This is a genomic window from Comamonas testosteroni, assembly GCF_000761245.1.
In the GTDB taxonomy this organism is placed as follows: Bacteria; Pseudomonadota; Gammaproteobacteria; order Burkholderiales; family Burkholderiaceae_C; genus Comamonas; species Comamonas testosteroni_C.
The window spans coordinates 353226-367913 of record NZ_AWOR01000078.1 but is presented as its reverse complement, the minus strand read 5'-3'; the positions used below and the strand labels follow the sequence as shown (position 1 = coordinate 367913).

Sequence of the window (14688 nt, the reverse complement as noted above, 5' to 3'; positions counted from 1 at the left end):
CATCACACTCCTGCGCCGGGCACCAGGGTCGGGTTCAGGCCCGTGCCACGCACGAATTCCCGCCACAGCTGCTCGCGCTCCTGCACTCGCGCCGGGGCACCGCTGTTGCGCGCACGAAAATCCGCCGCCCATAGCCACACATCTGTCTGCGCACCCCAGCGGTTCAATACCTGCGCCAGCAGCACGCCATGAATTTCCGCCTCCGGCGTGGCAGCCAGATTGAGCAGCAGCACCTGCTGTGCGTCAACAACCGAGGCGTCCGGCAAGGGCGAGCCATAGGCCAGCACAGGCAGCAGCTCAAGCTGCGCACCAGCGCCGTAGCTCTGCGCCACGTGGTTGCGCAGGGCGGCCTCGCGCTCGGGCGTGATGTCCAGGCTGTAGGGCTGCACCAGCAGCGCCGTTGCGCGTCCCGCCCAGTCACGCTGCAGCTTCTGGAAATAGGGCTGCTGCAGCGGCAAGGCCAGATGCTGGCTCAACCACCAGACCCTGGCTGCCTGCCACAGCGCCAGCAGCAGGCGCGGCGCCACCACCATCAAGCCCAGCAGCCAGCTGTAGAGCTGCACCCAGCGTGGCCCCGCATCTGCGGCATCACCGGCCGACCAGCCCTGCAGCGCCTGGATCTGCGCCAGACTCCACGGTGCCAGGCCCAGCAGATGCTGCACCGGCGCAAACAGCATGTTCAGACAGGTCTGCACGGCAGACGGCGAGAGGAAAGTGCTCTCCCAGCCCACTTGATAAGCCTTGGTGAGACCGGTGAGCCATAGCGATGCCAGCGCTCCCAGCGCCAGCATTGCAGCCCCCAGATGCAGGCACATGAGCCATTGCGCATGGCGTGGTCGCTGGTTGACCTGCCACCAGTTGCGCTCGAAGTTCAGCGCCATCTTGCGCAGCCCCGTGCCGCGCGAAACACTCCACTTCCTTGCCTGCAGCTTCTGCAGCCAGCCGCTAGGCGCTGCCGCGGCGCCCTGACCCTGTTCGGGCTCCAGCGGTGCAATCACCGTCTTCTTGCGCCGCACCAGACTGCGCAGCCAGGTCAGCAGCAACAGCACATAGACCAGCAAGTTCCACAGAACGATACCGATCAGGGAGGCAGAGAGCAGGTCCACACGATGCGGGTCGGTGATCGCATGCCCCGCAAAGCCCAGCGCAGATGCCGCAGCCATCACCACCAGCACCATCCAGCGCGAAATGCCGGCGCGCTGCCGGGCCATCGCCCGTATGTCGGCAGGCAGCTGCGCTGCAGCGATCACGCGTTGCGCCCGCTCTTGCAGAAAGCCTTCGAACGCCGCGCGGCCGCCACCCTTGACCTTGCCCTGGGCGTGCAGGCACTCCTGCGTGATGGCAGTGCAGCGCTCGGCCGTGGGCAGCGCCTCGTGCGGAGCTGCGGTTTCCAGAGCATGAGCAAAGACAATATCGCGGGCTGAGCTGGCTTTCATGTCGCTATTGTGTTTCAGAGCAGGAGCAGGTTGCCGCCAATATCAAAACAATAGCTGTCAGCGCTTTCATCTTGAGCGCTGCGTTCCTTTCTGTGCTGATTCCATCCGGACTTGCCTGCAAGCGCCTTGAGCCCGCCGTGTGCTATGAATGCAGCTTCGCTGCACCACACACCAAGGAGACAAGCCATGACCCAGAACCCCCAGGCCATGCCCGATGCGCAAGGCTTCTTCGGCCCCTATGGCGGCCAGCTCGTGCCGCCCGAGCTCAAGCAATGCATGGACGAGATTGCCGCAGCCTATGAAGAGATCGTCAAGCGCCAGGATTTCCAGGACGAGCTGGCCGCGCTGTTTGCCGACTATGTGGGCCGACCCAGCCCCATCTTTCACGCCAGGCGTCTGTCCGATCAACTTGGCGGCGCGCAGATCCATCTCAAGCGCGAAGATCTGAATCACACGGGAGCGCACAAGATCAACCACTGCCTGGGTGAGGCGCTGCTGGCCAAGTTCATGGGCAAGAAAAAAGTCATTGCCGAGACCGGCGCCGGCCAGCATGGCGTGGCCCTGGCCACGGCCTGTGCACTGGTGGGCATTCCCTGCGAGATTCACATGGGCCAGGTGGATATCGAGAAGGAACACCCCAACGTCACCAAGATGCGCATTCTGGGCTGCAATCTGGTGCCCGTGACGCGCGGCGCAGCCACGCTGAAGGAGGCCGTGGACAGCGCCTTCGAGGTTTATCTGCAAGACCCCGTCAACACCATTTACGCGATTGGCTCGGTGGTCGGACCGCACCCCTTTCCCATGATGGTGCGGGACTTCCAGTCCATCGTCGGTCGTGAGGCACGCGAACAGTTCCAGAGCCGGCATGGCAAGCTGCCCGACCATGTGGCAGCCTGCGTCGGCGGGGGAAGCAATGCCATGGGCATCTTCACGGCCTTCCTGGGTGACGAGTCCGTGCATCTGGTGGGCGTGGAGCCTGCCGGTGAGGGCGTGGACAAGCCCGGCCGCCATGCCGCCACGCTGTCGGTTGGCAAGCCCGGCGAGATTCACGGCATGAAATGCTATGTGCTGGAGAACGCCGACGGCACACCGGCCGCCGTGCACAGCATTGCCTCGGGCCTGGACTACCCGGGCGTGGGTCCGCAGCACAGCTATCTCAAGGATATAGGCCGCGTGGACTACCAGTCCGTGGACGACAAGGAGTGCCTGAATGCCTTCATGACGCTGTCGCGTGTGGAGGGCATCATCCCGGCTCTGGAAAGTGCACACGCCGTGGCCTGGGCCATGCGCGAGGCGCCCAGACTCGGCAAGGACCAGCATATTCTGGTCAATCTCTCGGGCCGCGGCGACAAGGATGCCGATTACGTCGCCAGGAAGCTGGGGCTGTAACAGCCTCATCCCGCACAGGGCTGCCGCCCCGGCAGCCCTGTGCTTCGGAGCGTGAACACGCTCTGAGGGCACGGTCACACAACCGTCATCAACAACCGCAAGCATGAGGCGATCTCCATCCATGCCTGAACCCATGTCCCATACCCACCACCCCGTCTTTGCTCTTACCTTGCTTGCCGCCTTTGCCCTGAGCGCCTGTGGCGGCGGAGACGGCCCGGCACCAGCGCCTGCGCCGCAATTTCTGACGCTGGACGGCAAGCAGCCCCAGGTCATCGCCCACCGCGGCTATTCGGGGCTGTACCCCGAGCAGACACAGATGGCGTATGAGAAAGCCATTGATGCCGGTGCCGACATGATCGAGCTGGACATGCACCTGAGCCGCGACTGCCAGTTGGTGGCACGCCACAACGCCTGGCTCAGCGACAGCACCAATATCGCCGAGGTCGCCAAGATCAATGCCTATGTGGCGGGCCGCAAGCGCAACACGCTCGGCGTGATGGTCAACGTGAAGTACCCGGCCATTGCCGCCAACGGCCCCGCGCAGTACCTGAGCGACCGCATCGACCCGAACAATCAGAAGTCGGTGCTGCAGGCTCTGGTGGTCGATGGCGAGGACCACACCGGCGACTGGTCCATCTCGGACTTCACCCTGCATGAGCTGCGCACGCTGTTTGGCGGCACGACGTTGGACAACCGCGCCGATCGCCCCACCGAATGGAATGGCAAGCTGCCACTGATCAGCGCACAGGATGTGATCGATATCGCGCTGGCCAAGGGCAAGGCGGCAGGCCGCACGATTGCCGTCTACGCCGAGACCAAGAATCCTTACTGGAACAACCAGCAGGCCATTGCCAACAGCTGCGGCACGGGCGAGCACCCGTTCGAAGATGCCGTGATGGCGCTGCTGGACAGAAACAACCTCAACCGCAAGGAAGCGCCCATCTACATCCAGAGCTTCGACCCCGACAGCCTGAAGTATCTGCGCAAGGCGGGCATGCGGGCCAAGGGGGTGCAGCTGATTGACGGCAACGACTACAACTTCAGGGACGGCTCCGTAGGCTATATCACCGCCGACGAATGGACCTTCATCAGCGGCCGCCCCTATAGCTGGACTCTGGCCGGCGATGCGCGCACCTTCGCGGTCATGCAGACGCCGGCAGGTCTGGCCGAGATCAAGACCTATGCCGACGGCATCGGCCCCTGGAAACCCCAGGTGCTGGCCCACTCCGTCGCTCCCTACAAGGACGGCGCAGGCCTCAAGGACGTCAACACGCTCAAGGACACCGGCCTGATCGCCAATGCGCACAAGGCCGGCCTGGTGGTGCACAGCTTCACCTTCCGCAGCGAAGCCAGCCGGCTCGCGGGCATCTTCAAGGGCGACCCGCTGCAGGAATATCTGGCCTACTACCGCCTGGGCATTGACGGCGTTTTCACCGACTTCACAGCCGATGGCGTGAAGGCCCGCGATGCCTATATTGCCGAGCTGAAAAAGCAATAGTCCAGGCTCGTTGCCGGCACGGCCAGCTGCAGCGGACTGCCAGGGATCACAGGCCTTGTGATCTGTGGCACCAAGCCGTCCCGGCCTCAGATCCGGCTTGTGCCTCAGCGCAGGCCGCCGATATAGCGTGCCGAGGTACGCAGTATCTCGGCAGCCTTGGCGGTGACGGAGCCATCGCTCTGCGCGGTCTCGGCAGGCGCTGCATGCCGGGGCTTGTCGCCGCTCCAGCTGTCGTGCAGACGCCGGGCCAGGCGCGCCAGCTCCTCGTCCTGTTGCTCTCGCGCATGCTCCAGCGCAAAAGCCACCATGGCCTGTGCATAGGCCTGGTTGCAGGCCATCCATTCGGTATCGGTCACCCGGCCCGTCTTGCGGCGCAACACCACATGCAGATGTGCAGCCACCGCCACTCGTTCGCTGTCCTCCATACACCGCTCCTGTCTTTGATGGACCACTAGTGCTGACGCTCCAGATGCAGGCTGATATCCAGGCCCTCCATTTCCTGCACGGCATCCACCCGCAACGGCATCAGCAGACGGATCAGCACCAGCACCCCGGCCGTGGCTGCGCCGCTGTAGGCAGCCACCGCGGCCACCGCAATCAGCTGATTCAGCACCGTGGCGCCTGGGCCGGCAATCAGGGGGTCGGCAAACACCGCCGTGAGGATGGAGCCGGCAATGCCTCCCACGCCATGCACGCCGAAGACATCGAGCGAGTCGTCGGCCCCCAGCCTGCGCTTGAGCCAGGTTGCGCCCCAGAAACAGACGGCGCCCGCAATCAGGCCTATCCACACCGCACTTCCCACCTGCACAAAACCAGCGGCAGGAGTGATGGCGACCAAACCGCCCACCATGCCCGAGAGCAGGCCCAGCAAGGTCGGAGCGCCGCGAACCAGCCACTCCACCACCATCCATGCCAGCCCGGCGGCCGAGGCCGCCACCAGCGTGACCACAAAGGCCAGAGCTGCACGCCCGTCGGCGGACAGGGCTGATCCGGCATTGAAGCCGAACCAGCCGAACAGCAGCAGCGCCGTGCCCATGGCCGTCCAGCCCAGGCTGTGCGGCTCGAATGGCTCGGTGCCATAGCCACGCCTGCGCCCCATCATGAAGGCACAGACCAGTGCCGCCACGCCCGCGTTCACATGCACCACGGCACCACCGGCAAAGTCCAGTGCGCCCAGCTGGTTCAGCCAGCCGCCGCTCTCCCACACCCAGTGCGCCACCGGAGCGTAGACCACCACGCTCCACAACGCGGCAAACACCAGCAGGGCCGCAAAGCGCATGCGCTCGACCACGGCCCCCACGATCAGCGAGGTGGTGATGATGGCGAATGCGGTCTGGAACAGGGCATAGGCTGCTTCTGGCAAATGCGGCGCCAGATGGCTGACCGAGATCACGCTGCGCCGGCCGTCGAAGTGCAGCGAGGCAAACCAGGCGCGTCCCAGATTGCCTAGCCAGGGAGAATCGGCGGTGAACGCGAGCGAGTAGCCCAGGCCGAACCAGGTCAGGGTCACCACACAGGCCACTGCGAACACGGCCACCATGGTGTTGACCACATTCTTGCGCCGCACCAGCCCCGCATAGAACAGGGCGATGCCCGGCAAGGTCATCAGCAAGACCAGCGCCGACGCGACCATGACCCAACCCGTATCTGCCTTGTCGATGGCAGTCAATGGCACCATTTCCATGCACTCCCCCCTGCTTGTTTGCTTTGACAAAGAAGGAAGCAGGTTCCATGCCAGCGCCATGTTGATCTGTCGATGCTTCATGATGGATAGCAGCGTGCTCTGACCCATCAAGGCCTTTGCGCCTGTTTCGTGAGAACCACGACGGGCAGCTTGTGCTCAAGCCTGAGCCCGTTATGCTCGACAAGGTCCATCGTTGCTGCACTGATTCATGACCTGGCTGCTGCTGACTCTTCATGTATTGCTGATTGCCGGCTTCGGCCTGCGCATCCTGTTGCGCCGGGACATGCGGCCCGACGTGCGGCTGGCCTGGCTCATGGTCATCGTGCTGCTGCCCTATGTGAGCTGCCTGCTGTACTACCTGTTTGGCGAGGTGGCCCTGGGCCGCGTACCAGGCCGCAGAAGACTCAATGTGCGCGAGTTCTGCCAGTCCCGGAGCAGCGCCGCGACTGATGCCGGCCGCAGCCCGCAGGCACTGCCGGCCATTCCCGATCAATGGCTGCCGGCCTTCCGCTATGCCTCGTCCATCAACGGCTTTGTGCCGCTGCCCGGCCACAGGGCCGAGCTGATGCGCGATGGCGCACATGCCCGTGCGCAGATGCTGGCCGACATGGATGCCGCGCACCACGAGATCAATGTGCTGTACTACATCTGGCTCGACGACAGGACCGGCACCGATATGGCCCATGCCCTGATGCGTGCCGCGCAGCGCGGCGTGACCTGCCGTGCCATGGTCGACGGACTGGGATCGCGCGCACTGACGCGCTCGCCACTGTGGCAGCAGATGCAGCAGGCCGGCGTGCACCTGGCCATTGCCCTGCCCATCAGCAATCTGCTCAAGGTGATGCTGACCAGCCGCATCGACCTGCGCAACCACCGCAAGATCACGCTCATAGACGGCAGGATCAACTATTGCGGCAGCCAGAACTGCGCCGACGAGGGCTTTCACATCAAGGCTCGCTATGCCCCCTGGGTGGACATCATGCTGCGCCTTCAGGGCCCCGTGGCCACGCAGATGCAGCAGGCTTTTGCCAGCGACTGGGCGCAGTCCGATGCGAGCCTTGAACCACCGGCAACCGAGGCCGAGGCCGGCGCTGCCGCTGACGACGGCTTCCATGCCGTTGCGATTGCCGAGGGGCCGACGGAAAGAGCACGCTCAACACCCCAGCTGGTTGCCAGCCTGCTGGCCTGTGCGCAGCGCGAGGTCGTGATCTCCACCCCCTACTTCGTGCCCGACAGCACGGTGCTCGATGCCTTGTGCGCCGCCGCGCTGCGCCAGGTGCAGGTCACGCTGATCCTGCCCGCCCGCAATGACTCCTGGATAGTCGGCGCCGTCAGTCGCAGCCACTACTGGCGGCTGCTGAGCGCCGGCGTCCATATCCACGAATTCCGCCCCGGCCTGCTGCATGCCAAGACCCTGTGCCTGGACGGCTCGGTCAGCCTGATCGGCTCAACGAATCTGGATCTGCGCAGCTTTGACCTGAACTTCGAGAACAATGTGCTGCTGCACGACGAAGCCACCACCGAGGCCATCCGTCAGCGCCAGCAAAGCTATCTGCGCGACTCCGATGCGGTGACGCTGGAACAAGTGCGTGCCACCCGCTGGTGGAAACGCATCTGGGACAACCTGCTGGGCGCCCTGAGCCCGCTGCTGTAGACCCTGGTGCCCAAGCTTTGGGCACGCTCCCCTCCCGCGCACCACACGCGTGCACACAGGCTGCCGATCTCGCACCAGGACGGACAGCCACCCCGATTTCATGCATGAAAGTCAGGGCTGACCCTCTTCGAAATTACGGAAATCTGCAGGAATACCCTCTGCTGGCACGCCTTTCGCTTGCCTACATTCTTGTATGCAAGTTGCAACCAACTTGCATACAAGATTCCACAACTTGCGAAAGACGACTATGCGCCGCTTTGTCAGATCACTGTTCGGACAGGTGGTGATCGCACTCATACTGGGTGTGCTCGCCGGACTGCTGGCCCCTGAATGGGCCGTGAAACTCAAACCCCTGGGCGATGGCTTCATCAAGCTCATCAAGATGATCATTCCCATACTGGTGTTCTGCGTGGTCGTGCACGGCATTGCCGGCGCGGGCGACCTCAAGCGCGTCGGTCGCGTGGGCGTCAAGGCCCTGATCTATTTCGAGGTGCTGACCACCATCGCCCTGGGCATGGGCCTGGTGCTGGCCTTTGTCTTCGAGCCCGGCGTGGGCATGAACGTGGACACCAGCAAGCTCGACGCCTCGGCCATGGCGGCCTACGCCAGCAATGCCGACAAGCTGACCAGCGGCGGCACGGTGGACTTTCTCATGAAGCTCATTCCCACCACCGTGGTGGAGGCCTTCGCCAAGGGCGACGTGCTGCAGGTGCTGCTGTTCGCCGTACTGTTCGGCTGCGCGCTGACCATGCTGGGCGAGCGCGGCAAGCCCGTCTCCGAGCTGGTGGACACCTTGTCCATGGCCCTGTTCAAGGTCATGGGCATCATCATCAAGCTGGCACCGCTGGGCGTTCTGGGCGCCATCTCCTTCACCGTGGGCCAGTACGGCATAGGCTCGCTCAAGCAGCTAGGCATGCTGGTGGCGCTGTTCTACGTCTCGGTGCTGCTCTTCGTGTTCGTGGTGCTGGGCCTGGTGATGCGCCTGTCGGGCTTCAGCCTGATCAAGCTGCTGCGCTATCTGCGCGAGGAGCTGACCATCGTCTTCGCGACCACCTCCTCCGACAGCGTGCTGCCCCAGATCATGGCCAAGCTGCGCAACATGGGTGTGCGCGACTCCACCGTGGGCCTGGTGATTCCCACCGGCTACTCGTTCAACCTGGACGCGTTCTCCATCTACATCACGCTGGCTGCGGTCTTCATCGCCCAGGCCACCAACACCCCGATCAGCATGTCCGACCTGCTGACCATTCTGGCCATCGCACTGGTGACTTCCAAGGGCGCGCACGGCGTACCGGGCTCGGCCATCGTGGTGCTGGCCGCCACCCTGCATGCCATCCCCGCCATCCCTGCGATCGGCCTGGTGCTGGTGCTGTCGGTGGACTGGTTCATGGGCATTGCACGCGCTCTGGGCAATCTGATCGGCAACTGCGTGGCCACCGTGGCCATCGCCGCCTGGGAAGGCGACATCGACCGCGAACGTGCCCATGCGGTACTTGACGGCAAGGCCGAGCCCCGGATCGAGGACGAAGAGCCTGCATCTGCTATGGTGCCGCCTGTCATCGTCCCCATCCCTCACTCCAGCCACTGAACCAAGCAATGACTCCTGCCTCTCCACAGCACATCGCGGAACGCGTCGTCGAAGCCATCCTGGCCCAGAAACTGGCACCCGGCGAACGGCTGGGAGAGCAGGAGCTGGCCAACAACTTCGACGTCAGCCGCACCGTGGTGCGCGAAGCGCTGATGCAGCTGCAGGCGCGTGGCTTTGTCCAGGTCCAGGCCCGCAGGGGCTGGTATGTGGTCCAGCCCTCAGCCGCCGAGGCCATGGATGCGTTCTCCGCCCGCCGGATCATCGAAACCGGCATATTGCAGGAGGCCGGCAAGCCGCTGCAGCGCGTCATCACCAGGCTGCGCCGCCATATCGCCCAGGAGCAGAAAGCCATTGCCGGTGCGGACAGCGCCACGCGCGCCTTCCTGCTTGCGGATTTTCATGTCTGCCTGGCCGAACAGATGGGTCACCGGCTGCTGGCCGACACGCTACGCGATCTGACGGCACGCACCACCCTGGCTGCCACGCTCTACCAGTCCACGCACAGCGCCAGCCAGTCCTGCGCCGAGCACGAACGCATCGTGGCCGCCCTGGAGCGCGGCGACACCGAGGGTGCCAAGGCGCTGCTGCTGGAACATATAGGCACGGTGGAGCGCTCGCTGGAAATCCGCGCGGCCGAGGCCGAAGAGCCCGGCGACCGACTGCGTGCCACGCTCGCCCCCGTGCTCAAGCAACGCCTCTGAGCAACGCTCTCCAAACCAAAAAGCCAGGGGCAACCCTGGCTTTTTTCATTCGCAAAGCATGCCCGTGAAGCGGGTTCAGCCCAGATTCGGCGCCAGATAGCGGCGCAGCTCCTCGACATCCATGCCACGTCGCTGAGCCATATCGACCAGCTGGTCTTCGCCGATCTGGCCCACGTTGAAGTAGCTGGCCTCGGGGTTGCCGATGTAGAAGCCGCTCACGCTGGATGCCGGGTTCATGGCCAGGCTCTCGGTCAGCGTCATGCCGATTTCATCGGCCTGCAGCGTCTTGAACAGATCGATCTTGGCCGTGTGATCGGGGCAGGCAGGGTAGCCGGGCGCGGGGCGAATGCCCTGGTAGGCCTCCTTGATGAGTTCCTCGTTGCTCAGGCTCTCGTCTTCGGCATAGCCCCACAGATCCTTGCGCACGCGCTGGTGCAGGCATTCGGCAAAGGCTTCTGCCAGGCGGTCAGCCAGGGCCTTGAACATAATGCCGCTGTAGTCGTCCAGCGCAGCTTCAAATTCCTTGTCCTTCTTTTCGGCGCCGATACCGGCGGTCACGGCAAACAGGCCGGCATAGTCGGCAATGCCCGACTCCTTGGTGGCCACAAAATCGGCCAGGCAGCGGCTGGGGCGCATCACGGGCCGGCCATCCGGGCCGTCCACGGCCTGTTTTTCGGTCTGCTGACGCATGCCGTACCAGGTGGTCAGCACCTGGCTGCGCGATTCGTCGGTGTAGAACACGATGTCGTCGTCCACGCGATTGGCCGGGAACAGGCCCATCACGCCATTGGCCTGCAGCCAGCGGCCGTCGATGATCTTCTGCAGCATGAGCTTGGCATCGGCAAGCACCTTGCGCGCTTCCACGCCCACGACCTCATCGTCGAGGATGGCCGGGTACGGCCCCGCCAGATCCCAGGTCTGGAAGAACGGGCCCCAGTCGATGTACTGGGCGATTTCTGCCAGGTCGAAGTTCTTGAAGACGCGGCGGCCCAAGGTGCGCGGCACCACGGGGGCATGACTCACCACGGCAGCATTGGCACGGGCCTGCTCCAGCGTCCACAGCGGCGTCTTCTTCTTGTTGGCATGCTGGGTGCGCACCTTGTCATAGTCGACGCTCAGCTCGTCCAGATAGGCCTGCTTGCCTTCGCCCAGCAGGCTCTGCGCCACGCTGACCGAGCGCGAGGCGTCGGGCACATAGACCACGGGGCCGTCGTACTTGGGCGCAATCTTCACGGCCGTATGCACGCGCGAGCAGGTCGCGCCGCCGATCAGCAGCGGAATCTTCTTGATGCGGAAGTAATCGTCCTTGTCCATCTCGCCGGCCACATACTGCATCTCTTCGAGGCTGGGAGTAATCAGGCCCGACAGGCCGATGATGTCCGCGCCCTCGGCCTTGGCACGTGCCAGGATCTCGTGGCAGGGCACCATCACGCCCATGTTGATGACTTCGAAGTTGTTGCACTGCAGGACCACGGTGACGATGTTCTTGCCGATGTCGTGCACGTCGCCCTTGACGGTGGCGATGACGATCTTGCCCTTGCTGGTCACGTCCAGGCCCGCCGCCTCCTGCTGACGCTTCTCTTCCTCGATATAGGGCACCAGGTGGGCCACGGCCTGCTTCATCACGCGCGCGGACTTGACCACCTGGGGCAGGAACATCTTGCCGGCGCCGAACAGGTCGCCGACGATATTCATGCCGTCCATGAGCGGGCCTTCGATCACGTGCAGCGGGCGGCCGCCGCCCCGCACCACGATCTGCTGGTAGGCCTCTTCGGTGTCTTCGGTAATGAAGTCGGTGATGCCGTGCACCAAGGCGTGCGACAGACGCTCGCCCACGGTCTTCGGTGCCTCGGGCGTGCCGCGCCACTCGAGCTTCTTGCTGTCGTCCTTGGCCGCGCCCTTGGCGCTGTCGGCGATCTCCAGCAGACGCTCGGCCGCATCGGGGCGGCGGTTGAGCACCACGTCCTCCACGCGCTCGCGCAGCTGGGGCTCCAGGTCGTCGTACACACCGACCATGCCGGCATTGACGATGCCCATGTCCATGCCAGCCCCAATCGCGTGATAGAGGAACACGGTGTGGATGGCCTCGCGCACGGGGTCGTTGCCGCGGAAGGAGAAACTCACGTTGGAGACGCCGCCCGAGACCTTGGCACCGGGCAGGTTCTGCTTGATCCAGCGCACGGCCTCGATGAAATCGACGCCGTAGTTGTTGTGCTCTTCGATGCCGGTGGCCACGGCAAAGATATTGGGGTCGAAGATGATGTCCTCGGGCGGGAAGCCCACTTCGTCGACCAGAATCCGGTAGGCGCGTTCGCAGATCTCGATCTTGCGCGCAAAGGTGTCGGCCTGGCCTTTTTCGTCAAACGCCATCACCACGGCGGCAGCGCCATAGCGCTTGACCAGCTTGGCGTGCTTCTTGAACTCCTCGACGCCCTCCTTCATGGAGATCGAGTTGACGATGCCCTTGCCCTGCAGGCAGCGCAGGCCGGCTTCGATCACGTCCCACTTGGAGCTGTCCACCATCACCGGCACCTTGGCGATATCGGGCTCGGAAGCAATCAGGTTCAGAAAACGCACCATGGCGGCCTTGCTGTCCAGCATGGCCTCGTCCATGTTCACATCGATCACCTGGGCGCCGTTTTCCACCTGCTGGCGCGCCACGGCCAGCGCTTCCTCGTACTGCTCATTCAGGATCAGGCGCGCAAAGGCCTTGGAGCCGGTGACGTTGGTGCGCTCGCCCACATTGACGAACAGCGTCTCATCGCCGATGAAGACGGGCTCCAGGCCCGACAGGCGCATGGGAGGAATGGCAGTGGAAGGGATAGCAGCGGACATCAGCTCACCTGTGTGAAAACCAGAAACAGAATCGAAAACAGGTGAGCGCCGTTGGGAGTGCAGGCAGATCGCCAACCGGATCTGCGACCCCGAGCCTGACGGGTCAAACATCTCAGGGATGACCTGCTGCAGCGCTCCTCGGGGTGAAGCCCGTCATTCTACGGCGAGGGCGGGCAATCAGGGCTTCAAGGCGCTTTGCCCCGCGGCTGTGCAGGCGAGCTCTTTGCGGATGGCTATAGCAGATTCGACTTTCCACACCCCAAAAACAGGAGCAGGGCAAAAGGTAATTTCGCAAAACACGAATGCACCCATCTCATTTCAAGCATATTCCCGACATGGTGCACATCCGCAAGGAATGGCGCGCACAGCTTTCCTGCTCTCAGGCAGCCCGGCACCGACGGGTCCGCTTGCCATGAGTGGACAAGCACCTACAGCCCCTATCTTTGAGTCTTTGGCACCATCGACAGCAAATGTCTGGTCCATGTGCTCAGCCGTGCACCGCCGATTGCCAGCCATGACCGGGCAGGCCATTCGGCCGTTGCATGGAACCACCCAGGAGATCTTCATGAACGTGACCTTCGGCGCGTACTACACCCTCATCATGGCCGTGCTTGTGCTCATGCTTGGCAAGCTCATGACAAGACATATCCGCTTTCTGCGCGACTTCAATATTCCCGAGCCCGTCTCCGGCGGCCTGGTCGTGGCGGCCATCATCTTCATGCTGCATCAGACCACGGGACTGGCAATGAGCTTCGAGGGCAGCCTGCAGTCGGCGTTCATGCTGGTGTTCTTCTCGTCCATCGGCCTGAGCGCGAACTTCGCCAAGCTGCGTGAGGGCGGCTCGGCGCTGTTCCTCTTCCTGGGCGTGATTGCCGTCTTCATCATGATGCAGAACATCGTGGGCGTGAGTCTGGCCACCGTGCTGGGACTGGATCCGCTGATCGGCCTGGTCGCGGGCTCCATCACGCTGGTGGGCGGCCACGGCACCGCCGGAGCCTGGGGCTCGGTGCTGGAAAACCAATACGGTCTCACGGGAGCCACCACCCTGGGCATTGCCTGCGCCACTTTCGGTCTGGTCATCGGCGGCCTGGTGGGCGGCCCGCTGGCCAAGCGGCTGATCACACGCCATCAACTGGCCCAGCCGCTGACCGAGTCCGAGCAGCTGCGCGCCGATGCGCCCACCGTGAGCGAAGGCAGCGAGGTCGCCAACTTCGAGTCGCCCAACAAGGCTCCGCGCCTGATCACGGCCGATGCGGCGGTGGAGACACTGGCCCTCTTCGCGGGCTGCCTGGCCTTTGCCGAATTCATGACCGGCCTGACCATGGGAACGGTCATCCAGCTGCCTACCTTTGTCTGGGCGCTGGGCGGCGGCGTGGTCATCCGCAACGTGCTGGACTATATGTTCGGCTTCAAGGTCTTTGACCGTGCCATCGACGTCTTCGGCAATGCCGCGCTGTCCATCTATCTGGCCATCGCGCTGCTGTCGCTCAAGCTGTGGGAGCTGACCGACCTGGCCGGCCCGCTGATGGTCATCTTGGCCGCGCAAGCCATTGTCATGACGCTGTATGCGGCGTTCGTGACCTTCCGCATCATGGGCAAGAACTATGACGCCGCCGTGCTGGCCGCCGGCCACTGCGGCTTCGGCATGGGAGCCACGCCCACGGCCGTTGCCAATATGCAGGCCATCACCAACCAGTACGGCCCGTCGCACAAGGCCTTTCTGATCGTGCCCCTGGTCGGCGCCTTCTTCATCGACATCATCAACGCCTTTGTGCTGCAGGCCATGCTCAGCATTCTTCGCTGACCGCTGCATCAGGCCCCAAAAAGAAAGCGTGTTCCGGTAGAAGGGAACACGCTTTTTTCATGGTTGCTTGCGCCTTCAGCGCAAGCGTCAGAGGCTTGT

The 14688-nt window shown here is 63.8% G+C and carries 10 protein-coding genes and 1 riboswitch; of the genes, 6 read left to right on the top strand and 4 right to left on the bottom strand.

The window, feature by feature from the left end:
* Positions 1 to 2 precede the first annotated feature (2 nt).
* Complete coding sequence (locus tag P353_RS23670; protein ID WP_034375110.1) at positions 3 to 1436, bottom strand: DUF2868 domain-containing protein; 1434 nt, start codon at positions 1434 to 1436, stop codon at positions 3 to 5.
* 186 nt (positions 1437 to 1622) lie between these two features.
* On the opposite strand from P353_RS23670, the gene trpB reads away from it, so the two are divergent.
* Both trpB and P353_RS23660 read left to right on the top strand, forming a co-directional pair.
* The gene (trpB, locus tag P353_RS23665; RefSeq protein WP_034375109.1) at positions 1623 to 2825 is read left to right on the top strand and encodes a tryptophan synthase subunit beta; all 1203 of its coding nucleotides are present in this window, start codon (positions 1623 to 1625) and stop codon (positions 2823 to 2825) included.
* Positions 2826 to 2946: 121 nt separating this feature from the next.
* On the top strand, positions 2947 to 4323 hold the full coding sequence (locus P353_RS23660) for a glycerophosphodiester phosphodiesterase family protein (protein WP_420093397.1): 1377 nt from the start codon (positions 2947 to 2949) through the stop codon (positions 4321 to 4323).
* Between the two features lie 104 nt (positions 4324 to 4427).
* Here P353_RS23660 and P353_RS23655 read toward each other — a convergent pair whose 3' ends face one another.
* Both P353_RS23655 and P353_RS23650 read right to left on the bottom strand, forming a co-directional pair.
* On the bottom strand, positions 4428 to 4748 hold the full coding sequence (locus P353_RS23655; RefSeq protein ID WP_034375106.1) for a hypothetical protein: 321 nt from the start codon (positions 4746 to 4748) through the stop codon (positions 4428 to 4430).
* A 26-nt stretch (positions 4749 to 4774) separates the two neighbouring features.
* Positions 4775 to 6007, bottom strand: coding sequence for an ammonium transporter (locus P353_RS23650; RefSeq protein ID WP_034375221.1), 1233 nt, complete (start codon positions 6005 to 6007; stop codon positions 4775 to 4777).
* Positions 6008 to 6215: 208 nt separating this feature from the next.
* Here P353_RS23650 and cls point away from each other — a divergent pair, with 208 nt between their 5' ends.
* From cls to P353_RS23635, 3 genes are all read left to right on the top strand, one after another.
* Positions 6216 to 7661 carry a cardiolipin synthase gene (gene cls / locus P353_RS23645; RefSeq protein WP_034375105.1) on the top strand — a complete coding sequence of 482 codons (1446 nt, stop codon included), beginning with the start codon at positions 6216 to 6218 and terminating at the stop codon, positions 7659 to 7661.
* A gap of 247 nt (positions 7662 to 7908) precedes the next feature.
* Positions 7909 to 9249 (top strand): C4-dicarboxylate transporter DctA, encoded by a 1341-nt coding sequence (locus P353_RS23640; protein WP_034375103.1) that lies wholly within the window; start codon positions 7909 to 7911, stop codon positions 9247 to 9249.
* An 8-nt stretch (positions 9250 to 9257) separates the two neighbouring features.
* Positions 9258 to 9950 (top strand): GntR family transcriptional regulator, encoded by a 693-nt coding sequence (locus P353_RS23635; protein ID WP_034375102.1) that lies wholly within the window; start codon positions 9258 to 9260, stop codon positions 9948 to 9950.
* Between the two features lie 75 nt (positions 9951 to 10025).
* On the opposite strand, the gene metH is transcribed toward P353_RS23635, so the two are convergent.
* Entirely contained in the window at positions 10026 to 12785 is a 2760-nt protein-coding gene (gene metH / locus P353_RS23630; protein WP_080750659.1) for a methionine synthase, read from the bottom strand.
* A gap of 36 nt (positions 12786 to 12821) precedes the next feature.
* Positions 12822 to 12931: riboswitch (S-adenosyl-L-homocysteine riboswitch) on the bottom strand.
* Between the two features lie 419 nt (positions 12932 to 13350).
* On the opposite strand from metH, the gene gltS reads away from it, so the two are divergent.
* Positions 13351 to 14589: a sodium/glutamate symporter gene (gene gltS / locus P353_RS23625; protein ID WP_034375219.1), complete on the top strand. Its 1239-nt coding sequence runs from the start codon at positions 13351 to 13353 to the stop codon at positions 14587 to 14589.
* Positions 14590 to 14688 lie beyond the last annotated feature (99 nt).